This is a genomic window from Pseudomonas lactucae (assembly GCF_036688725.1).
GTDB classification, from domain to species: domain Bacteria; phylum Pseudomonadota; class Gammaproteobacteria; order Pseudomonadales; family Pseudomonadaceae; genus Aquipseudomonas; species Aquipseudomonas lactucae.
Window position 1 is genome coordinate 100,274 of record NZ_JAQQPT010000009.1, and the last position, 21,776, is coordinate 122,049.

Annotated in this window: 22 protein-coding genes and 1 pseudogene; 15 read left to right on the plus strand and 8 right to left on the minus strand. The window is 60.9% G+C overall.

Annotation, left to right across the window (positions count from 1 at the left end):
- Window positions 1-17 precede the first annotated feature (17 nt).
- On the plus strand, window positions 18-509 hold the full coding sequence (locus V6M90_RS12365) for an Lrp/AsnC family transcriptional regulator (protein ID WP_332846569.1): 492 nt from the start codon (window positions 18-20) through the stop codon (window positions 507-509).
- A 39-nt stretch (window positions 510-548) separates the two neighbouring features.
- Here V6M90_RS12365 and V6M90_RS12370 read toward each other — a convergent pair whose 3' ends face one another.
- From V6M90_RS12370 to V6M90_RS12385, 4 genes are all read right to left on the minus strand, one after another.
- Window positions 549-1,259, minus strand: a complete 711-nt coding sequence (locus V6M90_RS12370; protein ID WP_332846570.1) for a cupin domain-containing protein — start codon at window positions 1,257-1,259, stop codon at window positions 549-551.
- Window positions 1,260-1,275: 16 nt separating this feature from the next.
- Window positions 1,276-2,559, minus strand: coding sequence for an NAD(P)/FAD-dependent oxidoreductase (locus V6M90_RS12375; RefSeq protein ID WP_332846571.1), 1,284 nt, complete (start codon window positions 2,557-2,559; stop codon window positions 1,276-1,278).
- Window positions 2,560-2,613: 54 nt separating this feature from the next.
- Entirely contained in the window at window positions 2,614-3,318 is a 705-nt protein-coding gene (locus V6M90_RS12380) for an HAD-IA family hydrolase (RefSeq protein ID WP_332846572.1), read from the minus strand.
- A gap of 143 nt (window positions 3,319-3,461) precedes the next feature.
- Window positions 3,462-4,421, minus strand: coding sequence for a LysR family transcriptional regulator (locus V6M90_RS12385; RefSeq protein ID WP_332846573.1), 960 nt, complete (start codon window positions 4,419-4,421; stop codon window positions 3,462-3,464).
- A 139-nt stretch (window positions 4,422-4,560) separates the two neighbouring features.
- On the opposite strand from V6M90_RS12385, the gene V6M90_RS12390 reads away from it, so the two are divergent.
- Window positions 4,561-5,988 (plus strand): aldehyde dehydrogenase family protein, encoded by a 1,428-nt coding sequence (locus tag V6M90_RS12390; RefSeq protein WP_332846574.1) that lies wholly within the window; start codon window positions 4,561-4,563, stop codon window positions 5,986-5,988.
- Window positions 5,989-6,017: 29 nt separating this feature from the next.
- On the opposite strand, the gene V6M90_RS12395 is transcribed toward V6M90_RS12390, so the two are convergent.
- The 3 genes from V6M90_RS12395 to V6M90_RS12405 all read right to left on the minus strand — a co-directional run bounded on the left by V6M90_RS12395 (window position 6,018) and on the right by V6M90_RS12405 (window position 9,974).
- A complete protein-coding gene (locus tag V6M90_RS12395; protein WP_332846575.1) occupies window positions 6,018-7,733 on the minus strand; it encodes a GMC family oxidoreductase in 1,716 nt (571 codons plus the stop codon).
- A gap of 83 nt (window positions 7,734-7,816) precedes the next feature.
- Window positions 7,817-8,854 carry an ABC transporter substrate-binding protein gene (locus V6M90_RS12400; RefSeq protein WP_332846576.1) on the minus strand — a complete coding sequence of 346 codons (1,038 nt, stop codon included), beginning with the start codon at window positions 8,852-8,854 and terminating at the stop codon, window positions 7,817-7,819.
- 208 nt (window positions 8,855-9,062) lie between these two features.
- The gene (locus V6M90_RS12405; RefSeq protein WP_332846577.1) at window positions 9,063-9,974 is read right to left on the minus strand and encodes a LysR substrate-binding domain-containing protein; all 912 of its coding nucleotides are present in this window, start codon (window positions 9,972-9,974) and stop codon (window positions 9,063-9,065) included.
- A 107-nt stretch (window positions 9,975-10,081) separates the two neighbouring features.
- Here V6M90_RS12405 and V6M90_RS12410 point away from each other — a divergent pair, with 107 nt between their 5' ends.
- From V6M90_RS12410 to V6M90_RS12470, 13 genes and pseudogenes are all read left to right on the plus strand, one after another.
- Window positions 10,082-11,161 carry a tartrate dehydrogenase gene (locus V6M90_RS12410; RefSeq protein WP_332846578.1) on the plus strand — a complete coding sequence of 360 codons (1,080 nt, stop codon included), beginning with the start codon at window positions 10,082-10,084 and terminating at the stop codon, window positions 11,159-11,161.
- Window positions 11,162-11,300: 139 nt separating this feature from the next.
- Window positions 11,301-11,513: a Rossmann-fold NAD(P)-binding domain-containing protein gene (locus V6M90_RS12415; RefSeq protein ID WP_332846579.1), complete on the plus strand. Its 213-nt coding sequence runs from the start codon at window positions 11,301-11,303 to the stop codon at window positions 11,511-11,513.
- 83 nt (window positions 11,514-11,596) lie between these two features.
- The gene (locus V6M90_RS12420) at window positions 11,597-12,208 is read left to right on the plus strand and encodes an NAD(P)-dependent oxidoreductase (RefSeq protein ID WP_332846580.1); all 612 of its coding nucleotides are present in this window, start codon (window positions 11,597-11,599) and stop codon (window positions 12,206-12,208) included.
- 163 nt (window positions 12,209-12,371) lie between these two features.
- Window positions 12,372-13,380: pseudogene (locus V6M90_RS12425) on the plus strand (ABC transporter substrate-binding protein).
- A 612-nt stretch (window positions 13,381-13,992) separates the two neighbouring features.
- Entirely contained in the window at window positions 13,993-14,334 is a 342-nt protein-coding gene (locus V6M90_RS12430; protein ID WP_332846581.1) for an integrative conjugative element protein, RAQPRD family, read from the plus strand.
- Window positions 14,321-14,560: a TIGR03758 family integrating conjugative element protein gene (locus tag V6M90_RS12435; protein ID WP_053136439.1), complete on the plus strand. Its 240-nt coding sequence runs from the start codon at window positions 14,321-14,323 to the stop codon at window positions 14,558-14,560. The genes V6M90_RS12430 and V6M90_RS12435 overlap by 14 nt, the downstream gene beginning before the upstream one ends.
- Window positions 14,561-14,577: 17 nt before the next feature.
- Window positions 14,578-14,949, plus strand: coding sequence for a TIGR03745 family integrating conjugative element membrane protein (locus V6M90_RS12440; RefSeq protein WP_332846582.1), 372 nt, complete (start codon window positions 14,578-14,580; stop codon window positions 14,947-14,949).
- Between the two features lie 7 nt (window positions 14,950-14,956).
- Entirely contained in the window at window positions 14,957-15,370 is a 414-nt protein-coding gene (locus tag V6M90_RS12445) for a TIGR03750 family conjugal transfer protein (RefSeq protein WP_332846583.1), read from the plus strand.
- Entirely contained in the window at window positions 15,367-16,008 is a 642-nt protein-coding gene (locus V6M90_RS12450; protein ID WP_332846584.1) for a PFL_4703 family integrating conjugative element protein, read from the plus strand. The genes V6M90_RS12445 and V6M90_RS12450 overlap by 4 nt, the downstream gene beginning before the upstream one ends.
- A complete protein-coding gene (locus V6M90_RS12455; RefSeq protein ID WP_332846585.1) occupies window positions 16,005-16,817 on the plus strand; it encodes a TIGR03749 family integrating conjugative element protein in 813 nt (270 codons plus the stop codon). Before V6M90_RS12450 ends, V6M90_RS12455 begins: the two co-directional genes overlap by 4 nt.
- Window positions 16,807-18,324: a TIGR03752 family integrating conjugative element protein gene (locus V6M90_RS12460; protein WP_332846586.1), complete on the plus strand. Its 1,518-nt coding sequence runs from the start codon at window positions 16,807-16,809 to the stop codon at window positions 18,322-18,324. The genes V6M90_RS12455 and V6M90_RS12460 overlap by 11 nt, the downstream gene beginning before the upstream one ends.
- Window positions 18,287-18,703 (plus strand): TIGR03751 family conjugal transfer lipoprotein, encoded by a 417-nt coding sequence (locus V6M90_RS12465; RefSeq protein WP_332846587.1) that lies wholly within the window; start codon window positions 18,287-18,289, stop codon window positions 18,701-18,703. The genes V6M90_RS12460 and V6M90_RS12465 overlap by 38 nt, the downstream gene beginning before the upstream one ends.
- A complete protein-coding gene (locus tag V6M90_RS12470; protein ID WP_332846588.1) occupies window positions 18,703-21,456 on the plus strand; it encodes a conjugative transfer ATPase in 2,754 nt (917 codons plus the stop codon). The genes V6M90_RS12465 and V6M90_RS12470 overlap by 1 nt, the downstream gene beginning before the upstream one ends.
- A gap of 35 nt (window positions 21,457-21,491) precedes the next feature.
- Here V6M90_RS12470 and V6M90_RS12475 read toward each other — a convergent pair whose 3' ends face one another.
- Window positions 21,492-21,749, minus strand: coding sequence for a LasR-specific antiactivator QslA (locus V6M90_RS12475; RefSeq protein WP_080943316.1), 258 nt, complete (start codon window positions 21,747-21,749; stop codon window positions 21,492-21,494).
- Between the last annotated feature and the right edge of the window lie 27 nt (window positions 21,750-21,776).

A 21,776-nucleotide genomic window follows, 5' to 3' on the forward strand; every position in this document is an offset into this window, starting at 1 on the left:
ATTGCGGGGAGTCAACGATGGAAGCGGTAACCAAACTCGATCGTATCGACATCAACATCTTGGTCCAACTGCAAAAAGACGGACGTATGACCAACGTTAGCCTCGCCGAAGCCGTCGGCCTCTCCCCCAGCCCCTGCCTACAGCGGGTCAAACGCCTAGAAACCGCAGGCTACATCAGCGGCTACGAAGCCCATGTCAACCTGGCCAAGTTAGCCAACTCGGTGACGGTGTTCACCGAGGTTACGCTGTCCGACCACAAGCGTTCCGACTTCGCCAAGTTCGAGTCGAGCATTCGCAATATCGATGAGGTGCTGGAGTGCCACTTGATCAGCGGCGGTTATGACTACCTGGTGCGGTTCCTGACCACCAGCATCCAGCACTACCAGGAGTTGATGGAGTCAATCCTGGACAAGAACATCGGCATCGAAAAGTACTTCAGCTACATCGTCATCAAGTCGCCGGTGGTCAAGAGCACCGTGCCCTTGCACAGCCTGTTGCGCTCGGCCTGATCGACCGCAAGCACCGGGCCGAACGGCCCCCGGTATATCTCAGGAGAGGATGCAGAAAATCTTGCGCACCGTCTGCGTGCTGCTCCAAGCGTTGCTCGCCCCGGCCGGCACCACCACGGTTTCCCCGGAATGCACGGTGCAAGGCGCAGCGCCTTCAGGGCTGAGGGTGATCGCCCCCTTGAGGATGTGCATCAACTCGCAGTAGCCCGGCTCCACAGTCTTGCGCGCATAAGCCTCACACTCCCAAACCCCGATACGCAGGTTGGCCGCGCTGAACAGGGTCTGGCTCCAGGCCTGTGGCGTGGCGCTGAGCAGCACCTCGAGCGCTGGCGGGTTGCACGCCTGCAACTCAATGAACGGGTCGATCTTCAGCGGTTGCGAAGGCATCGGCGCCGTGTGCGACAGGCCAGGAAAGACCATGCACAGGTAGCGCAGGTCGCCGGGCTGGTGCCAGTCCAGGGTGATGCCCCGTGGAATCACGAAGCAGTCCCCCGGGTGCAGGCTGATGTTGAAACCCTGGCCCTGCAGCACCAGGGTGCCGGACTCGACAATGCCCAGTTCGACCCATGGAAAGTCCTCGATCACCCGCCGCGTCCCGGAACTCTGCAGCCCCCCCACTCCGTAGCCTTGCTCGGCGTCGTACCAATGCAGGGAACGGCCATGGGCCAGGGGGTCGTCGACCCAGGTCAGGTTGTCGCTGGGCAAGCGCCGGGCGCTGGCCGGGTGGCAGTAATGCAGCATCGCGGGCATGAGATCAGGCTCTGAGTTAGCGACCAATCAGGTCGAGGAACTGCTGCCAGCCTGCCGCCAGGCGAACGCCTGGGGCGCGGAAGGCATGCAGGGGAATCGGCTGGAACTTGTCGCCGGCCAACAGGCCAAGGTCGAGCTTCTCGCCAGCGCTCATGCGCGCCAGTTGCCCGCCCATGTAGGTCGACATTGCCACCCCGCCGCCGTTGTAGCCGATGGCATAGAAGCTCTGCTCATCCAACTGGCCGGCGTGGGGCAGGTAATCCAGGGTCATGGCCACCAGGCCCGACCAGCGAAAGGCGATGGGCGTGTCACGCAGGATCGGAAACACCTCACCCAGGCTGCGTTGCAAGGGGCGAAAGGCGCTCTCGGAATCGTTTTTTCCAAAGGCCCCGCGTCCACCAAAAATCAAGCGGTCGCCCACCACCCGGAACCAACGCAGCATTCGTTTGGTATCGCCGCACACCTGGCCCCCGGGCAGCAGCGTGGACAGCACCGCCGGGGCCAGGGGCTCGGTGGCGATGATCGCACTGCGAAACGGAATCAACCGTCGGTGCAAGGTGTCAGTGACCGGGGTCAGGTCGGAATACCCGTTGGTGGCGTAGATCACCTGCCGCGCGCTGACCCGCCCCTGGGGCGTTTCGATGATCATGCGCTGGCCCTCGCGGCGCACCTGCTGCGCCGGGCTGTTGATGTAGATTTTGACCCCGTTGCCAATAAGGTGGCGGGCCATGCCTTGGGCGTAGTTCAGCGGGTGAATGCCCCCGGCCTTGGGCGTCAGCAGGCCGCCATGGAACAGGTTGGAGCCGGTGTACTCCGCCACTTGGGCAGCGTTGAGCATGTAGGACGAGGCGCCACCGGTTTCGCGTTTGATCCACTCGGCAGCGGCTTGCAGCCCGGCCAGGGCGTGGGGGTTGTGCGCTGCGGCAATGTGCCCGCCCAGACGCAATTGGGCCTGGTCCAGGCCCAGGGTTTCGACGGTTTCCACCAAGCTGTCCACGGCGTCATAGCCGATGCGGTACATGCGCAGCGCTGTGTCACGGCCAAAACGCGCCATCAGCGCGGCAAACCCCACGCGAAACTTGGGCGACACCACCCCACCGTTGCGCCCGCTGGCACCCCAGGCCAGGGTATTGGCCTCGATCAGCAACGGCTCGCGGCCGCTTAACGCGATATGCCGCGCGGCGCTCAAGCCAGTGTAGCCGGCGCCGATAATCGCCACGTCGCACTGGCGCTCACCTTCGAGCGATTGCAGCGCGGGGCCGGGTTCGGCGGTGGCCGCCCATAAGGTCTGAAGAGTCATTGCCGGCTTCCGAGAAAAAGGGGCGCCGGCAGCAGGGCTGCGGCGCCCGGGGGCTCAACCCAGTTCCTGCTCTACCGCGTCAGCCAGGTGGGCCAGGCTGTGGTAGTGGTAATGGGGCGTGGTGTGCGCGGACTCCAGGGTGCCACCGCTGCCTTTCTGCGCGTGCCGCCGTTCGATCCAGCACACCTGGTAGCCCAGCTCCACGGCGACGCCGATGTCATGGTATTGGCTCTGGGCCACGTGCAAAATCTGCTCGAAGACAATGCCCTGGGTCGCCAGCACACCACGGGTGTAGGCAAAGAACTGTGGGTCGGGCTTCTCGAAGCGCACGTCGTCCACCGTGACCTTGACGTCGAAGGGTTCATCCAGGGTCTTGGCCATGTAATCCAGAGCCCAGATCTGCGAGTTGGTGGTGGCCACCAGCTTGAAGTGCTTGCGCAAGCGCTTGAGGGCCGCCACCGAGTCCGGGAAGGCCGGGAAGTTTTGTACCGCCAGGGCCAGGCCACGGGCGTACTCGGCGTTGTCTGGCAGGCCGAGCTTGGCGGCGATCAGGTGATAACAACGCTCCAGGTCATCGGGCCACCAGCCGGAATCGGGCAAGGCCCGGGCTTCGCGGTAGGCTTTGAGAATCTCGTCATCGCTGCGGGCCTGGCCGGCTTCCCCCGCCACTTCACGCACGTGGGACAAAATGCCGGCTTCGAAATCGATCAGGGTGCCGACGACATCAAACGTCAGGGCTTTGAACTGCTTGAATGACATAAAGCGCTCCGCAAGGTAGGTCAGGGGGATCGGAAAATCCGTCTGCATGGATTATCGACCTCGCTGCGGCACGCAATATTTTGTTTTCAGCCACCCTTAAGGCATAACCTACTGTTTTTTTACTCGCGGCGGCACAGGCACCCTCAAGGCGTCATATCCAAGGCTTGGGCCAGCTGCAAATGTGGGTAGGCAGCGTCGATCTGCGCCAGGTCACTGTGCATTTCGGTAACAATCCAGTCGCGTACTGCCGCCGCCAACGGCCGCAGTGCGCGGTTGCCCGGCGAAACCAAACAACAGCGTCGCGCACTGACCCGCACCTGCTCCGCCGCCGGCAGCAATTCACCCTTAGCCAGGCAGTGCGAGACCACGTTCAACCAGCCCAAGGCCATGCCCTGGCCGAGTAAGGCAGCCTGCACCACCACCGCATAATCGGAGAACACCTGGCTGTTGTCAGCCACCCCGGGGCGCTGGCCCAGGGTGTCGAAATGCGCGACCCAACCACGCTCCTGGGTGTCCATGCTGATCAGGGTCCGGGGTTGTTTGCGCGACCGCTCCTCAAGCAAATAGGCCTGATACTGGCGATTGCACAGGGGGATGGTAATTTCCGGCAACACTAGTGTATCCGTGACTTTCAAGCTGCTGGCCTCGAGGTAGCGCATGCCCAGGTCGACGTCCACCAAGGGCCCGCCGATCTTGCCCGACATCAGCTGGAAGCGCAGGTCGACGTTGGGAAATGCCTGGTTGAAACGGCTCATGCGCGGCATCAGCCAATGGGTGGTAAAGGCCGTGGACACCGACAGGGTGATGGTCTCGACGCCGGTGGCGCGGGCTTCGATTTCGCTGATCGCCGCCTCGATGGTGCTGAAGCCTTCCTGGACCCGGCGATAGAGAATGCTGCCACCCTCGGTGAGCCGCGCACCACCGCGTACGCGCTCGAACAATTGCACGCCAAGGTGTTCCTCAAGGCGCCCGAGCATGCGGCTGACCGCCGGCTGGCTGACGCAGAGTTCTTCGGCTGCCCGCGTGAAGCTGCCACAACGCGCGGCCGCCTCGAACACGAACAGGGAACTGGAGCTGGGGAGTTTACGACGAAGATTTGACATGACTTGATATTATGCCTGACCCAACTATTAGTAAATTGCCGCCACGCAAAAACCGCGACTAATCTGGCTACCCAAGAAGCCTCGCTGCCGTGTCCGGCTCGCGGCGTATTTTCCAAGACCAGCAAAAGGCGCCACTTTCATGGAACACGCGTTGCAGTTCTACATTGACGGTCGCTGGGTCGAGCCCCACGGTCGCGAACGCCTGACGGTGATCGACCCGGCCACTGAAACCGCCTTCAGCGAAATTGCCCTTGGCAACCACGCCGATGTCGAGGCCGCGGTGCAGGCGGCAAAAAGAGCCTTCCCGAGTTTTTCCGCCAGCGCACCCGCTGAACGCCAGGCGCTGTTGCAGGAGGTATTGCGCGCCTATCTGCAGCGCTACGACGAGATCGCCGCGATCATCACCCGCGAAGTCGGCGCGCCCCGCGCCCTGTCCCACGCCTGGCAGGCCGGCATTGGCCGCATGCACCTGGAACAGCTGATCCGTACCCTGGAGCGTTTCGACTTTCAAGAACAACGCGGCAGCACCCTGATCAACCAGGAGGCGGTGGGCGTGGTGGCCCTGATTACCCCGTGGAACTGGCCGATCAACCAGATTGTGTGCAAGGTCGCGCCAGCCCTGGCCGCCGGCTGCACCATGGTTCTCAAGCCCAGTGAAATCGCCCCACTCAACGCGCTGATTTTCGCCGAGGTGCTGCACAGCGCCGGGGTGCCGCCTGGGGTGTTCAACCTGATCAACGGCGACGGTCCCACTGTGGGTGCCGCCCTCGCCGCCCACCCGGATGTGGACATGGTGTCGTTCACCGGTTCGACCCGGGCCGGGGTGGAAATCGCCCGGCTGGCGGCGCCCACGGTCAAGCGCGTGCACCAGGAACTGGGCGGCAAGTCAGCCAATATCCTGCTCGACGATGTGGCTCTGGAAGCCGCCGTGACCCAGGGCGTGAATGCCTGCTTCAACAACAGCGGCCAGTCCTGCAACGCACCTACGCGCATGCTGGTACCCGAAGCCCTGCACGAACAGGTGGTGGCCATCGCAGCACGCGCCGCCCAGGCCCATCGCCCGGGGCCACCGGACGCCGCCGACACCACCCTCGGCCCGGTGATCAGCGAAAGCCAGTACCTGGCCATCCAACGCATGATCGGCATCGGCCTGGAACAAGGCGCGCAATTGGTGGCCGGTGGTTTGGGGCGGCCCGAGGGCCTGGGCCGTGGCTACTACGTGCAGCCGACCATCTTTGCCGGGGTCACGCCACAGATGACCCTGGCCCGCGAGGAAATCTTCGGCCCGGTGCTGGTGATCCTGCCGTACCGCGATGAAGCCCAAGCCATTGCCATGGCCAACGACAGTGTGTTCGGCCTGGCCGCCTACGTGCAGTCGGCAGACCTGCCACGGGCGCGCAAGGTGGCCCTGCAATTACGGGCCGGCAGCGTGTATATCAACTACCCGGACTGGGACAGTGCCGCGCCCTTCGGTGGCTACAAGCAGTCGGGCAACGGCCGCGAATACGCCGAGTGGGGGCTGGATGCGTTTCTCGAAACCAAGGGTATCGTCGGCTACGGCCAGTAACCTGGCCGCGCTAAAACCGTGACCGCCGCTCAGGCGGTCGCGGGCTGCCAGGCCTGCGCCTCGGCCTTGATCAGGTCGGCCATGCGCTCGGCGAGCATGATGGTCGGCACGTTGGTGTTGGCACAGGGAATCGACGGCATCAGCGAGGCATCACACACCCGCAGGCCACTGACTCCAATCACCCGGCCATCGCCCAGGGTCACCGCCATAGGGTCATCGGCGCGCCCCATGCGACAGGTGCCGGAGGGGTGCCAGGTGCCACCGACCTGGCTGCGCACAAATGTCGTCAGGGCGGCGTCATCGGCCAACAGTTTTTCCAGGGTCACGCCCTGGGTCACCAGGCGTCGCACCAACCAACCGCGCAATGGCCCGGCGATGTCCAGCAGGCCGCTCAAAGTGCCGCGCAGCAAACCATTGAACAAGCCGGGCCGTGCCACCTTGGCCACCCGCGGCGAATAACTGGAGGGGAACACCACGCTGCGCGCGCCATCCAGCGCTGCCGCGCCCAGAGTCCGCGCGCCGAAACGCAGGGCGTCTTTGAGGCGCTGCAAATCCCGTGGGTCGCTGAGCATGTTGAACTCGACCTCGGGCTCTTGCTCGGGGTCGGTCGAACGCAGACGCACCCGGCCCCGGGAATAGGATTTATTGACCCAGAAAAACATCGAGCCCAGGCGATAACCGATGGAGTGCCAGCCCGAGCGCGAAAGAATCGCCCCGTGCATATCGCCCTCGGGGGTCTGCTCCAGGCCCGAAGAAAAGCGCACGATCGCCTGCTCGTGATGCTCACTGACAAAAGGCGTGCGACCCTCGCGGGTCAAGAGCGCCGACACCGCAATCGACGGGTGTTCCATCAGGTTGGCGCCGACCCCGGGGCGGTCCGCTACCAGCTCGATGCCCAGGTCCAGCAACTCGTTCAACGGGCCGACGCCGCTGCGCATCAGCAAGGCCGGGCTGTGAATGGCCCCGGCGCAGATGATCACCTGGCGCGCCGCCAGCTTCAGCGCTTGCCCATCGGCAAGGCGCACGCTCGCGCCCACCGCACTCTTGTGCTTGAATAGCACGTGCTCCACCAGGCAGTCGGTGCGGATGCTCAGGTTGCTGCGCTGGCGCACGGCATCGCTCAGGTAACACACCGAGGTGGGGATGCGTTCGCCCGCCGCGCTGACCCCAATCGCGCCAACGTACACGCCGTTTTCCCAAGGGCCGTTCTGGTCTGGCTTGCGCGCCAAGCCCTGCTCGCCGAGGGTCATGATCACCGCTTTGACGAAGGGTGACAGCGCCGCGTCCGGGGTCCGGCGAATGCGCAGCGGGCCGTCCTGGCCATGCAGCGGGCCGGTAAAATCGGTGTCGTTTTCAAGCTTGCGAAAGTACGGCAGGCAGTTGTTCCAGTTCCAGCCTTCGGCGCCCAGTTGCTGCCATTCGTCATAGTCGGCCGGGGCGCCACGGTTGGTCATCAGGGCATTGATCGCCGAGCCGCCACCGAGGATCCGCGCCTGCTCGTAACGCCGCGGTTGGCGCGCGGTGCCGCCCAGCAACGCGTTGAGGCGCTGCCAGATATTGCCCAGGTCAAGGTAGGCCCGGCCCGGGTAGCGGCTGCGGATGTCCGGCGGCATGTTGGCCGCCGAAATATCACGCCCGGCCTCCACCAGGCACACGTTTTTGTCCGGGTCCTCGGACAGCCGCGCTGCCAGTACACAACCGGCGGAACCGCCGCCGAGGATGAGGTAGTCGATCATGGTGCCCATGGCGCTCCTTGTGAACAGCCCATCGAATCAGCCACCCCGGCGGGCACCGCCATCAGGCAGCGCGCCGCCGGGTAAGCATAGCGTTACTGAACGAACTTCAGCCAGCGATCCTTGGCCGTAATGCCAGCCGGCGATGCCCACCACTCTTCGGACAGCAGCGCCTGCTTGGCGGCGTTATCCGGCGAGCTTGGGAGTTCCTTGGCGCGCTCGGCGCTGATCTTGCCGGTGCCGAAAGCCGCCGGATTGCCCGGGCCGTAGTCGATGTACAGCGGCAGGTTGGCCTGCAGGTCGGGGGACATCGCCTCGTTGATGAACTGCAAGGCGGTGGCGTAGTTCGGCGCATTTTTCAGCACGCACAACTGGGTGTTCTGCAACAGCCCGTCGTTGTAGGTGAACTCGACCTCCGGCTTGTCTTTGCGCACCGCGCTGGCGCGGCCATTCCAGATCATCAGCATGTCCACTTCACCGTCGCTGAGCAGTTGCGCCGACTGCCCGCCCGAGCTCCACCACACGGCGATATCCGGCTTGATCTGCTCCAGCCGTTTGTAGGCACGGTCTACGTCCAGCGGGTAGAGCTTGTCCCGAGGCACACCGTCCGAGAGCAGCGCGGCTTCCAGGGTGCCCATCGGGTCGTTGCGCAGGGCGCGCACGCCGGGGAAGTCCTTGACGTTCCAGAAGTCGGCCCAGCTCTGCGGCACCTTCTTCAAGGCCTTTGGGTTGTAGGCCAACACCGAGGAGTAGAACTCGTAGGCCACCGAATACGGGGTGCGATAGGCCTCGGGCATGCTCTTGACGTTGGGCAGCTTGCTCAGGTCCAGGGGCTCGATCAGCCCTTCGCTACCACCGCGCAAGCAATTGGAGGGCGGGGTATCGATCACATCCCACAGCGGTTTGCCGGCCTCGCCCTGGGCTTTGACCATGGGCCAGGCATCAGGAACGCTGTCTTGCTTGATGGTGATATTCAGGCGTTTGGCGGCAGGGTCTAGGATGGCCTTGGTTTGCGCCTCCTGGTAGGTGCCGCCCTGGGAAACAAAGGTGATCTGCGCCGCCAGCGCCGGCAATGCGGCTCCGGCAGTCAGGCACATCACGGAAAGAACGGAACCGAGCGACAAGACTTTCATGGCAATCATCCTATTAAGTCATTTGATTCGGCAGACTCAAAAAATGCGACTGAACACCTTGGAACCTCGTGGCGGCTTCGGTCTGTTTTTTGTTTTTACCGAGCGGGCCCAACCGACGTTACAAGACTGCGCCGCTGCGGACAACTCACCAATAGTCAGGACCAACATAGCGTCAGGTTATGCTTTAAACAGCGGTTGAATGAAGCGCTCAAGGATGCACCGCGTACGGCAGGCGTTTTGAAAGCTGCTGCGCCAGGTACTGGCTGAACACCGAGATACGCTGGGGGATGTGGCGCCGATGCTGGTACACCGCGTAGATGTCGGCGCGCGGGGCTTGGTAATCCAGCAACAGCCCGCGCAGGCGTCCGCCCTCCAGATATTGCTGGACATCCCAGCGCGAACGGAGGATCAAGCCGTGCCCCTCCAGGGCCAGGCTCAGGGCCACCTCACCGTCGTTGCTGGACAGCGTGCCGCTGACTTTATGCGCGTAGTCGTGGCCGTCCTTGTGGAAGCGCCAGATCGCGTAGTCGCCGGTGAACTGGCGCAAGACAATGCAGTTGTGCTGGGCCAGGTCTGCCACCACCTTGGGCTCAGGCATGTTTTCAAGGTATTCAGGCGCTGCACATAATAGCCGTGGATTTTCCAGCAGGCGCACGCTGATCAAACGCGAATCCGGCGGCTCGCCCATGCACACCGCAATGTCGAACTGGTCGTCGAGCAGAGCCAGGGGCTGGCTGCTCAGCTCCAGGGAAATCTCCAATTGCGGGTGCAGGCGGGCAAAGCTGGAGACCACGGGCACCAGGTGGCGGCGGCCAAAACCCAGGGTGCCGTTGATCCGCAGGCGCCCGTGCAAGGTCGGCTGGCGGCTGTTGAGGGCACTCTCCAACTCTTCCAGTTGCCGTAGGATCGGCCGCCCGCCCTCCAGGTACAACGCGCCTTCCGGGGTCAGGGCCAACTTGCGTGTGGTGCGCTGCAACAACTGCACCCCCAGGCGCTGCTCCAGCTGGCTCAGGCGCTTGCTCACCGCCGGTAGTGACAGGCCCAACTGGCGCGCCACTTCGGTGAGGCTGGCGCGGCTGGCCACGTGCTGGAAGAAACTCAGGTCATCGATGGTGCTCATGGATTCTTTCCAAAAATCTAAGAATGGCTTTCGTTTCAGGCTAATTACTTATTCCGTGCTCATACATACACTCCGTGCCGTTGTCCAACAATGTTTGGAGTCAAACCATGAGCAAGTCCAGCTACAAAATCGCCGTGATCCCCGGTGACGGCATCGGCAAGGAAGTGATGCCCGAAGGCGTGCGTGTACTCGATGCAGTGGCCTGCCGGCACAACCTGGAACTGCAATGGGACTGGTTCGACTTCGCCAGTGCCGATTACTACCTGGCCCACGGCAAGATGATGCCCGACAATTGGTTCGAGCGGCTCAAGGGCTACGACGCGATCTACTTCGGCGCGGTGGGCTGGCCCGACGTGGTGCCGGACCACATTTCGTTGTGGGATTCGCTGTTGCAGTTTCGCCGCGAGTTCGACCAGTACGTCAACCTACGCCCCTGCCGCCTGATGCCCGGCGTCAAGGCGCCGCTGGCCAACCGCAAGCCCGGCGACATCGACTTCTGGGTGGTGCGCGAGAACACCGAGGGCGAGTACTCCAGTGTCGGCGGCAAGATGTTCCCCGGCACCGAGCGCGAAATCGTGCTGCAAGAAACCGTGATGACCCGTATCGGCGTCGACCGCATCCTCAAATTCGCCTATGACCTGGCCCAGAGCCGGCCGAAAAAGCACCTAACCTCGGCCACCAAGTCCAACGGCATCGCGATCACCATGCCCTACTGGGATGAGCGGGTGGTGGAGATGGGCAAGCGTTACCCCGAGGTTAAGGTCGACAAGTACCACATCGATATCCTCACCGCGAACTTCGTCCTGCACCCGGACTGGTTCGACGTGGTAGTGGCCAGCAACCTGTTCGGCGACATCCTCTCCGACCTCGGCCCGGCCTGCACCGGCACCATCGGCATCGCGCCTTCAGCCAACATCAACCCGGAGCGCAACTTCCCCAGCCTGTTCGAACCGGTGCACGGTTCGGCCCCTGACATCGCCGGCAAAGGCATCGCCAACCCCATCGGGCAGATCTGGTGCGGGGCCATGATGCTCGAACATCTGGGCCACCCCGAAGCCGGCGCCGCCGTGGTCAAGGCCATCGAAGCCGTGCTCGAACAAGGCTCGGACGTGGCGCCGCTGACTGCCGACATCGGCGGCACAGGCACCACCGAAGCCTTGGGCAAGGCCATCGCCGCCATGTGCTGAGACTAGGTAGCCACCCGCATGGGTGGCTGCTGCCAACGCCGTAAAATAACTTAAAAACTCCCGTCCCGGCGCCGCGATTCAAAAGAATCTACCGGCGGCGCTGAGATAGTCTGAACCCAGTCCTTCAGGCAGAACCTCCATGGCCCTTCTCTACGAAGCCGATACCGAACGTGGCCAACAGTGGCGGACGTTGTTCGCCGATTACGCCCCGGGCATCGAAGTGTGGATCTGGCCCGAAGTCGGCGATCCGGCGGATATCCGCTACCTGATGACCTGGCAGCCACCGCAAAACTTTGGCGACTTTCTCAACCTCGAAGTGGTGTTTGCCACCTCGGCGGGTCGACCAGTTTGAACTGAACCAGCTCCCCGAACAGGTGCCGGTCGTGCGCATGAAAGACCCGGGCATCGTCCAGATGCATTGTCGAATACACCTGCATGGCGGTACTCAGCCTGCACCGGCAACTGCCGTTTTACCTGCAGCAACAGCGCCAGGGGGCAGTGGCAAGAGCAGCCCTGGGTGTCGGCCCGGCAACGCCGCGTGGGTGTGATGGGTCTGGCATGCTCAGCAAGGCGGTGTTGCACTACCTGCGCCCGTTCGGCTTCAACCTGCGGAGCTGGTCGCGTTCGCCGCAACAACTGGACGGCGTCGAGTGTTTTGCCGGGGCCGAACAGTTGACGACATTCCTTGGCCGGTGCGACATGCTCATTTGCCTGCTACCCCTGACCGAGCACACACGGGGTCCGCTCGATGCCCGCACCCTAAGCACCCGGCCCCGGGGCGCGAGCCTTATCAACCTGGGCCTTTGCGCGCATGTGGTGGAGCACGACCTGCTGGATCTCCTGGACAGCGGGCAACTGAGCCATGCCATCCTTGACGTGGTGCAAAAAGAACCCGCCGCCGTGCAGCCCCCGTTCTGGCAGCATCCGAACATCTGGCTGACCCCTCACATCGGCGCAGTGACCATGCCCGGGTCGGCATTTGCCCCATTGCTGAACAACCCGCGCCGCCATCAACGGGGGCGGCCGATATCCAACAACCAAGGCTAGTGAGAGGAGCCCAAGGATCCTGAAGCTCTTTATAACAACAAACACTCCGGAACCTCGAATGTCCGGTAGAGCAACCGAAATGGAGCCGATTCATGAGCGCCGCATCGAGCTGACACTGCCCTTAGCACTCCATTGCGGTACTATTTTTTTGGGGAGTTTCATCATGTCGAAAACATTGAAGTTTGTGCTGCTCTGCGGTTGCCTGAGCCTGGCTGTCGGCCAGGCCATGGCAGAGGACCTGACCGTTATTTCCTAAGGCGGCGCTAGCAAGGACGCCCGAGTGGCGGGGTTCTACAAACCCTATGAGAAAGCCACCGGAACCAAGACCACCGCCGGCGAATGGAACGGTGAAATGGCCGAGGTCAAGGCCATGGTAGACACCAAAAGCGTCAACTGGAACATGCTCGACATCGAAGACAACGACCTCAGCCGTGGCTGCGACGATTACCTGTTCGAGAAGATCGACATGAGCCGCATCGGCCCGCAGGAAGACTTTATCGACGGCACCATGCAAACCTGTGGCGTGGGCATTTTCGTCTGGTCCAACGTATTGGCCTACGACACCGAGAAGCTCAAAACCGCACCCTAGGGCTGGAAAAATTTCTGGGACGTGAAGACGCTCCCCGGCAAACGCAGCCTACGCAAATCCGCGCGTGGCGCCCTGGAATTCGCCCTGATGGCCAACGGCATGGCACCCAGGGACGTGGGTCAACCGAGCCTTGCCAAGCTGGACGAACTCAAGCCCGACATCCAATGTTGGGAAGCCGGCGCCCAGCCGCCGCAGTACCTGATTGCCGGCGACGTTGTCATGAGCTCGGCCTACGGCCGCATCTACACCGCCAAGCAATCAGGCGCACCGCTGAAAAATCGTCAGGGACGGCAACCTCTACCAGTTCGATGAGTGGGCCATTCCCAAGGGCACGCCGAACTTGGACGAAACATACAAACTCATCCACTTCGCCATGAAGCCGGCACAGCAAAAAATCTACACCGAACACATGGCCTACGGCCCGTCGAACAAATGCCCCCTCGCCCTGCTAAAACCAGAACTGGCCGCCGACCTGCCCACCGCCCCGCAAAACATGCAGAACGCCGTGCAAATGGACGTCGACTTCTGGACCGAGCATGGCGAGAGCCTGGAGCAACGCTTTATCGCGTGGTCTAGTAAGTAACTTCGGCAATAGTAACAGTCGGGTGCTGAGAACTCTCCCATGTTTAGTGTACGTCTTATGCCTACCACTACCGCTGGGTAATATGGTCTCACGCAAGTCGCATAATCTCGTCGCTACCACTCCTGTATGTATCTACACCGTGGCGACTGCATGAACAATGGTAAAAGGGGAGCGAGTTTCAGCAAATCCTTTGCTGCGATAAGCCGAGCGATACGCCGCATTCAAATTGGCCTTGCACCTACCGATCTAACAACTTACCTAATCGCTGTATTCAGCGTGCCATCACTGCCTACGGACTCATTGAGGGCACCATTTTGCACTCCTCCTCACATTCCCAACGTCAGGCTGTTTCGGACTGTCGGCCTGCCGTACTTGCCCCATACTACAGAAGCATTTCGAGGCCAAGAAGTAGCTAATGGATATGATGATATTGCCCCGATCCAGCCTAGTCAGAGCGAGCTAAAGTTCTGATCAGTCGATTCAAAGCGCCAAACAGTGTTAGGTAAACCGCTTCTTTCTTTCCCAAAAAGCGATTCATCTGCCCTCAAATTTCTTAGTGAAAAGATCAAACTTCAACTTGATGCTGCTCCCATATCTATATGGACCAACATCATGCCAACTACCGTCTTTCGCTGCTTACTACTCTTGCTGGCTATCGTCCATGGCAGCAGCTATGCGATGTCCGACCAAGAGCAGGTCCAGCTCAGCCTTATTCAGCGGCAACTCGAGACCATTGAACGACTTGCAACGCGAGCGGGAGTCGTCAGCACGGTTGAAGCCGACGATCGCTATCGCTTCGACTATTCCCGGTTGTCCCAGGACATCCAACGTATTCGCCAGGGCGTGCAGGGTTACCTATCTCCCTCTCGCGCTCAACCCCGCGATCCCACTGAATTAGTCGGCGATTACCGCCTCGACACTCCGCCTGCGAGCCCTTGCCATGAGCATGACTGACGCTCAGACCGCGGCCTTCCAAAACGCTTCCGGCTTCTCGGCACAGAGCAGCTCGACACTGTGGCTGTCCTTGGTTCTCGTCCTGGCTTTGCTGTGGTGTGCCTGGGTGATGTGGACGGCTTACCGGGGCTGGGCGACAGGAAGCGTGCGCTTTGGTGCCTTCGGCGGCAGCGCTGCGCGTGTACTGCTCACCTTGCTGATTTTGATGTTCTTCACCCTGTCCTAACACCGGAAATCGCCATCATGCTCAAGTGCCTTGTCCCCCTGAAAAACAACCTGCGTGATCGCGCAAGCCGACGCTTGATCGGTCTGCTGCTGGTCCTTGGTCCAGCCCTAGCTTTTGCCGAACTACCGACCATGGAGGCGCCTTCCCGAGGCGAAGGTTCCGGGCTGATCGAGACGATCAAAAACTACGCCTACGACGGCGGCATTTTGCTCGGTCTACTGATTGCCCTACTCGCGTTCCTCGGCGTGGCCTGGCATTCCCTGACCGTATTCGCCGATGTCCAAAACCAGCGCAAGACCTGGAAAGATCTCGGCGCGGTAGTTGGTATCGGCGCCTTGTTGGTGGTGATCATTATTTGGTTCCTGACCAAGGCTGCCGCGATTTTGTGAGGTTGGCATGAACGACACTATGGAACGCCTTGCCGACGGCACTTTGGTCTTTCTGCCAGAGCGACTCAATCGTGATCCAGCCGTATTGCGCGGTTTAACCAATGATGAAATGTGGGTAGCCCTCGGCACCGGCGCCGTCATTGGCCTGCTGGTGGGCGTTCCTCTGGCGATCGCCACCGCCTCAATTGCCGTGGCGCCGACCAGCATGATCGCAGGCATGACAGTGGTGTTATTGGTCGGGGGCACACTACTGCGTCGCACCAAACGGGCCCGTCCCGAGACCTGGTTGTACCGCAAGCTCGAATGGTTACTCGCCAGCCGTTGGCGCCTGGGGCGTGGAAGTTTGATTCTCCACTCCGGTGCCTGGACGGTTCGCCGTTCGCGTCGATTGCGCCCTGCCCTGTCCCGGTGGCAGCCATGAGTCGATTTCGAAACAAGGTCGATGCCCAACAGGCCCATATCTTCAGCCTGCGTCTGGCGATAGTGATGCTCGCTCTACTAAGCGCCGGACTATGGTATGGCTGGCGCTCAGCACCGACCGATCTGACCGTGCATGTCCCCCCTGATCTGCGCGCGGGCAGCACGCGCAAGTGGTGGGATGTTCCCCCAGAGAATGTGTATGCCTTTGCCCTGTACATCTTTGGCCAACTCAACCGCTGGCCCTCGGATGGCGAGCAGGATTATCGCCGAGCCATATATGGCTTGCAGTCCTACCTGACACCCGCCTGCAAGGCCTTCCTCGACGGCGACTACGAGTATCGAAAGGCCGCCGGCGAACTGCGTCAACGGGTGCGTGGCGTCTACGAAATTCTAGGCCGAGGCTACAGTGAAGATCCGGAACTGCGGGTCAAGCAACTTGATCGCGACAGCTGGCTGGTCACACTCGACCTCAACGCCGATGAGTATTATGCCGCCGAACCGGTTAAACGGGTGGTAGTGCGCTATCCATTACGCGTGGTGCGTTTCGATCTGGACCCCGAACGCAATAAGTGGGGCCTTGCACTGGATTGCTATCAGGGTACGCCGCAAAAAATCTCCCTGCCTGGAGGTGAGCCATGAAGTGGATTTCTACCCTGGGACTCACCCTCACACTGATGCTATCGGGCGCTGCAGCGCAGGCCGTCGAACTGATGCACTGGGAACGCATACCGCTCGCGGTGCCACTGGTGATCAATCAGGAACGAGTGGTCTTTGTCGATGAAGCTGTTCGTGTCGGCGTGCCTTCCACTCTGAAGGATAAACTACGCGTGCAATCAACCGGAGGCACGCTGTACCTGCGCGCGTCGGAAGCCATTGCACCGACACGACTGCAACTGCAATCGGTCAAGACGGGCAAGATCATCCTCTTGGATATCGCGGCCACGCCTGGCGATCAACCCCTGGAGCCCGTGCGTATTCTCAAGAATGCTCAGGGGCAGGCTACCGAGGCTGAATCTAACACCGTCCCTGTTCCAGAACGCACACCAATCCCGGTCGCGTTGACGCGCTACGCCGCACAAAGCCTGTACGCCCCGCTGCGCACCGTGGAGTCCCTGCCCGGCGTACGCCGCGTCCCGCTCAAGCTGCGCACCGAACTGCCGACCCTGCTGCCGAGCGAAAACGTTTCCAGCACACCCATCGCCGCCTGGCGGCTCGGTGACTATTGGGTGACGGCCGTGAAGTTGCGCAATCGAGGTACAGCGACGGTGCAACTAGATCCGCGTCAGCTTCAGGCAAAGCTGTTCGCCGCGACCTTCCAGCATGCTTTCCTCGGGCCGGTTGGCAGTGCGGAAGACACCACGATTGCCTACCTCATCACGCGCGGTGCCGGCCTCGAACACGCCGTGATGCTTCCGCCCGTTGCGCGAGGTGCTGACGATGAAGGCTAATGCCTTGCTCAAATGGCTGGTACCGGCTGCGCTGCTGGGCGTAGTGCTGATCATCATGAAAAGCTGGGTCGCGGGAGGCAGTACGCCTTCTCCAGAACACCCAGTTGATCAGGGCGATATTCAATTATCTGCCGAGCAAGCCAAGTCGCTCGGCATTGCGGGCGATACCCCACGCGACACGGTCGCCACCTTGGTAGGCCAAGTGAAGGCCATGCGCAGCGACATGCTCGGTTTGAAGAAACACAATGATTCACTGCAAACGGAAAACAACCGTCTACGTGAGCGGGAAAACAGCGTCGACTCGCGTATTCAGACGGCACTTGGCAGTGTGACCCAGCAGGTAGACGAAGGCCGCCGACAAGCCAATGAAGCACGCCTCAAAGCGGAACAAGACAGTCGTCAGGCTCGCGGTCTGCTGACGCAATTGCAGGAACAGTTGTCGGGGCTGGCCGGCAAAGGCAAGGACATGCCCATCGGATTGGGGCTTGAGCCGGGCGATGGGAACCAGTTCGAAGGGCGGCATTCTGCCAACGATGCGCTGCAGTGGATTGAACCCTCGGATGCTCCCTCCGCCGAAGCCCGAGGCAAAACCAAGACCTCCTCCGCACCGAGTCTACCTAATGCCTTCAACTCGCTCGAGGGTTTGAAGGACAAGGCCATCGACCGCAGCCAAAAGCAGTTACGCGAGGTCACCAAGGGTGAGCGTGACCTGACGCGATCCGGTGGTCGTACAGAAAGTGCGAAGCCGGTCTACACCATTCCCGAAAATGCGACATTGGTGGGCTCGGTCGCCATGACCGCGCTGATTGGCCGAGTCCCGGTGGATGGCACCGTGAACGATCCCTATCCCTTCAAGGTGCTGGTCGGTCCGGAGAACCTGACGGCCAACGGCATCGATCTGCCAGACGTCGCGGGTGCTGTGATGAGCGGCACAGCATCCGGTGACTGGACTCTGTCTTGCGTACGGGGTCAGGTCGAGTCGATCACCTTTGTGTTTACTGACGGCACCATCCGCACGGTGCCTCAGCCAAAGGCGGTCGCCAGCCGCAATGCCTCCACCACCCAGAGCTCAAACACTGACAAAATCCGCGGTGCACTTGGGTACCTCTCCGATCCGTATGGCATTCCTTGCATTGCCGGCGAGCGTCGCTCGAACGGCCAACAGTACCTGGGTAGCCAGAGCCTGATCACTGCTGCCGGCGCGGGTGTCGCTGCCTTGCTCGGGAATGAGCAAAACAACAGCAGCGTGATCAGCTCTGGCGGCAGTGCCTTCGGGGTCACCAGCAGCAGTGGCAATAGCACACTGAATTCAATTCTCAGTGGTGGGGTCAGCGACATTCGCGAGTGGGTCAACAAACTGTATGGCGAAGCCTTTGCTGCCGTGTATGTACCACCTGCAGCACAGGTCGCCCTACACCTCGACCATGAGATCACCATCGACTACGAGCCCAAGGGCCGGAGCGTTCGCCATGAAAAAGATCCTACGTCTCTATCTGATCTGGATTAGCTTGCTCTGCTGGGTCCTGACGGGGTGTTCCACCGACAAGGACACACTTTTGCCGCATGGCGAGCAAACCATGCTGGACATCTGGAACGGCGCCGGCTCACTGGGTACTCAACAGCAACTGTTGGATGCTCGGCAACAGTTGCGTCGCCCGTTGGCTCAAACAGATCTCTCCGCTGCGCTCCAGGAACCGTATACGCGTACAGCAGCGAATGAAATTCGCAACCTGTTCCCTCGCCTGCCCAATCCTGATTTGGTGATGTACGTGTATCCGCATCTGAGTGGTACCGAGCAGGCACCAGTGCCGGGGTACTCGACCGTCTTTCCATTCTACCAACGGGTGCAGTACGCACTGCCGGGTGAACGCCAGGAAGATCTGTAATGTGTAGCGACGATACGGGCAACTGCACGTCTGAATGGAAAGCCTGGCGCAACCCATTGCGCGCCCGCGCCACACGGGCCGATGAAGCTGCGCTCTATGCGCACAATCCCAGCTTCACCGATCATCTGCCGTGGGTCGAATACCTCGACACCGAGCAGTGTTTTCTACTAGATGACAATCGCTCTGTGGGTGCGGTTTTCGAGCTACTGCCCATCGGCACCGAAGGGCGCGAACCCGATTGGCTAATGGCAGCCCGCGATGCCCTCGAAGACGCCCTGCAGGATAGTTTTGATGAGCTGGATCAAGCGCCTTGGGTGGCGCAGTTTTTCTGCCAGGACGACAATGACTTCACCCCCTATCTGACTTGGCTAACAGATTATATTCAGGACAGCGCCCGAGGCACAGTTTTCACCGAAGCGTACCTGGAACTTATTCGCCGACATCTGAAAGCCATCTCCAAGCCTGGCGGCCTGTTCGAAGATAAGGCAATCACGCGCCTGCCCTGGCGAGGAAACAACCGTCGGGTGCGATTGGTGATCTATCGCTGGCTTGAGTCTGACGGTGAGGAGGCGGGACTCAACCCAGTGCAATCGCTGCAACAAACTTGCGAACGTGTCGCTGTTTCGTTGCAGGCGTGCGGGGTGCAATCGACGCGAGTCGATGGCCGAGGTTTGTATGCATGGTTGTTGCCCTGGTTCAATCCAGCCCCCAAGCTCACAGATGAATCGCCCGAAGACTTTTACCGCCGCGTGGCCTATCCGGGGTCTGACGAGAGCGAGTCGCTGGAACTACCTTTCGATCATGACTTTGCCGAACGGTTGTTCTTTAACGAACCGCGTTCGGACGTGCAGCATGGACTCTGGCTTTTTGATGATCACCCCCACCGGGTAATGGTCGTGGACAAGCTGCGCCGGGCGCCATTGATTGGTCAACTCACTGGCGAAATCCGCAAGGGCGACGCGGTGAATGCCCTGTTCGACCAGCTACCCGAAGGCACGGTGATGAGCCTGACCTTGGTGGTCAAACCGCAGGATGTACTCGAGGATCAGTTGAACCGTTTAGCCCGCAAAGCGATCGGTGAAAACCTTGCCTCGACCCAAGCCCGTCAGGATGTTGAAGAGGCTCGTGCGATCATCGGCCGGCAGCACAAGCTGTACCGCGGCACGATGGCGTTTTACGTGCGCGGTTACGATGTACAGCAACTGCACCAGCGCTCGGTCAGCCTAGCCAATGCGCTGCTGGGTGCGGGCCTGCAGCCGGTACGCGAAGGCGATGAAGTCGCGGCCTGCAACAGCTACCTGCGTTGGTTACCGATGGCTTACAACCCAGCCCGCGACACACGGAACTGGTACACACGCCTGATGTTCGCCCAACACCTGGCAAACCTCGTTCCAGTCTGGGGACGCAGCATTGGCACCGGCCACCCGGGTATCACGCTGTTTAATCGTGGTGGGTCGCCTTTGAGCTTTGATCCGTTGTCTCGTTTAGACAGGGCAATGAACGGCCATTTGCTGTTATTCGGCCCCACGGGCGCCGGCAAGTCAGCGACCCTAGTCACCTTGTTGATGCAGATCATGGCTATATACCGCCCTCGCCTATTTATCGTAGAGGCTGGCAACTCGTTCGGCCTGCAGGGTGACTACTTCGCGACACAGGGCTTGTCGATCAACAAGGTTCAATTGAAACCTGGTGCCCCGGTCAGTCTCTCCCCATTCGGCGATGCCTGGCGCCTGGTCGAACAACAGGATCAAGTGGCGAGTCTTTCCATTGATGAGTGGGAAGATGAAGCAGTAGCCAGTCGCGAGGACCAGCGCGATGTTCTCGGCGAGTTGGAAATCACCGCTCGCCTGATGATCACGGGTGGCGAGGCCAAGGAAGAGGCGCGACTGAGTAGAGCTGATCGTAGCTTGATTCGCGAGTGTATTCTCGATGCGGCGCAAACCTGTGTCGCAACGAACCGTCAGGTACTGACCCGCGATGTGCGCAACGCTTTACTGCGCGTGGCCACAGACTCACGGTTACCGGAAAAGCGTCGCGAACGAGCCCAGGAAATGGGCGAGTCCATTGATCTCTTTTGCCAGGGCTTCGAGGGTGAGCTTTTCGACCGTGAAGGCACCCCGTGGCCGGAAAGCGATGTGACCATCGTCGATCTCGCCACTTACGCTCGCGAAGGCTATGAGGCTCAGATGTCCATTAGCTACATCAGCCTGATGAACACCGTAAACAACCTCGCCGAGCGCGACCAGTATTTGGGCCGGCCAATCATCATGGTCACCGACGAGGGGCACATCATTACCAAGAACCCGCTGCTGGCGCCCTTCGTGGTCAAGGGCACGAAGATGTGGCGCAAGCTCGGCGCCTGGTTCTGGCTGGCGACGCAAAACCTTGCCGACTTTCCAACGGCTGCGCACACCATGCTCAACATGATCGAGTGGTGGATTTGCTTGAATATGCCGCCCGCGGAGATTGAGGAAATCGCACGGTTCAAAAAGCTTACGCCGGCGCAGAAAGCCTTGCTGCTCTCCGCCAGCAAGGAGCCGGGAAAGTACACCGAAGGAGTGGTGCTATCGAAGAAACTCGAAACGCTGTTTCGGGCCGTGCCGCCCAGTCTTTATCTCGCCCTGGCCATGACAGAGCCCGAGGAGAAAGCCGAACGCTGGACACTGATGCAAAACACTGGCTGCTCTGAGCTGGAAGCGGCATATCGAGTAGCGGAGCGAATCGATAGAGCGCGAGGAATAGACCCTGTATAGGTAAATCTATTCAGCGCTCTAAAACGAGATAACGGTTATTGCCGTACCCCCCGGAGACGCTGCTGAATCCTCAACAAAAATCCGGCTTCGAAGGCATCCTGACAATCACCGAGAGGAAAAGTCTTGCGTGTTTGCGCCAGCTCCCACCACAGCGGAATTTCGCCAGGCGCATCAAGCCAAGCCTGGGCGCATTGCACGCCACGCTCAATCATTGAGGAAAATTCGCTACCCCACGGAGTCAGAAGACTTGGACAACCATCCGCCGCTGGAATTGAAACGTAGTTTTCGTCCATACACACCTAGATTTCTGATTTATTTTC

Coding starts and splice junctions, on each gene's coding strand:
- V6M90_RS12445 (WP_332846583.1), top strand. CDS start 14,957: ATGAACGACACTATGGAACGCCTTGCCGACGGCACTTTGGTCTTTCTG.
- V6M90_RS12420 (WP_332846580.1), top strand. CDS start 11,597: ATGGCGGTACTCAGCCTGCACCGGCAACTGCCGTTTTACCTGCAGCAA.
- V6M90_RS12400 (WP_332846576.1), bottom strand. CDS start 8,854: ATGAAAGTCTTGTCGCTCGGTTCCGTTCTTTCCGTGATGTGCCTGACT.
- V6M90_RS12470 (WP_332846588.1), top strand. CDS start 18,703: ATGTGTAGCGACGATACGGGCAACTGCACGTCTGAATGGAAAGCCTGG.
- V6M90_RS12450 (WP_332846584.1), top strand. CDS start 15,367: ATGAGTCGATTTCGAAACAAGGTCGATGCCCAACAGGCCCATATCTTC.
- V6M90_RS12375 (WP_332846571.1), bottom strand. CDS start 2,559: ATGACTCTTCAGACCTTATGGGCGGCCACCGCCGAACCCGGCCCCGCG.
- V6M90_RS12440 (WP_332846582.1), top strand. CDS start 14,578: ATGCTCAAGTGCCTTGTCCCCCTGAAAAACAACCTGCGTGATCGCGCA.
- V6M90_RS12415 (WP_332846579.1), top strand. CDS start 11,301: ATGGCCCTTCTCTACGAAGCCGATACCGAACGTGGCCAACAGTGGCGG.
- V6M90_RS12430 (WP_332846581.1), top strand. CDS start 13,993: ATGCCAACTACCGTCTTTCGCTGCTTACTACTCTTGCTGGCTATCGTC.
- V6M90_RS12365 (WP_332846569.1), top strand. CDS start 18: ATGGAAGCGGTAACCAAACTCGATCGTATCGACATCAACATCTTGGTC.
- V6M90_RS12385 (WP_332846573.1), bottom strand. CDS start 4,421: ATGTCAAATCTTCGTCGTAAACTCCCCAGCTCCAGTTCCCTGTTCGTG.
- V6M90_RS12390 (WP_332846574.1), top strand. CDS start 4,561: ATGGAACACGCGTTGCAGTTCTACATTGACGGTCGCTGGGTCGAGCCC.
- V6M90_RS12405 (WP_332846577.1), bottom strand. CDS start 9,974: ATGAGCACCATCGATGACCTGAGTTTCTTCCAGCACGTGGCCAGCCGC.
- V6M90_RS12380 (WP_332846572.1), bottom strand. CDS start 3,318: ATGTCATTCAAGCAGTTCAAAGCCCTGACGTTTGATGTCGTCGGCACC.
- V6M90_RS12475 (WP_080943316.1), bottom strand. CDS start 21,749: ATGGACGAAAACTACGTTTCAATTCCAGCGGCGGATGGTTGTCCAAGT.
- V6M90_RS12395 (WP_332846575.1), bottom strand. CDS start 7,733: ATGGGCACCATGATCGACTACCTCATCCTCGGCGGCGGTTCCGCCGGT.
- V6M90_RS12410 (WP_332846578.1), top strand. CDS start 10,082: ATGAGCAAGTCCAGCTACAAAATCGCCGTGATCCCCGGTGACGGCATC.
- V6M90_RS12435 (WP_053136439.1), top strand. CDS start 14,321: ATGAGCATGACTGACGCTCAGACCGCGGCCTTCCAAAACGCTTCCGGC.
- V6M90_RS12455 (WP_332846585.1), top strand. CDS start 16,005: ATGAAGTGGATTTCTACCCTGGGACTCACCCTCACACTGATGCTATCG.
- V6M90_RS12465 (WP_332846587.1), top strand. CDS start 18,287: ATGAAAAAGATCCTACGTCTCTATCTGATCTGGATTAGCTTGCTCTGC.
- V6M90_RS12370 (WP_332846570.1), bottom strand. CDS start 1,259: ATGCCCGCGATGCTGCATTACTGCCACCCGGCCAGCGCCCGGCGCTTG.
- V6M90_RS12460 (WP_332846586.1), top strand. CDS start 16,807: ATGAAGGCTAATGCCTTGCTCAAATGGCTGGTACCGGCTGCGCTGCTG.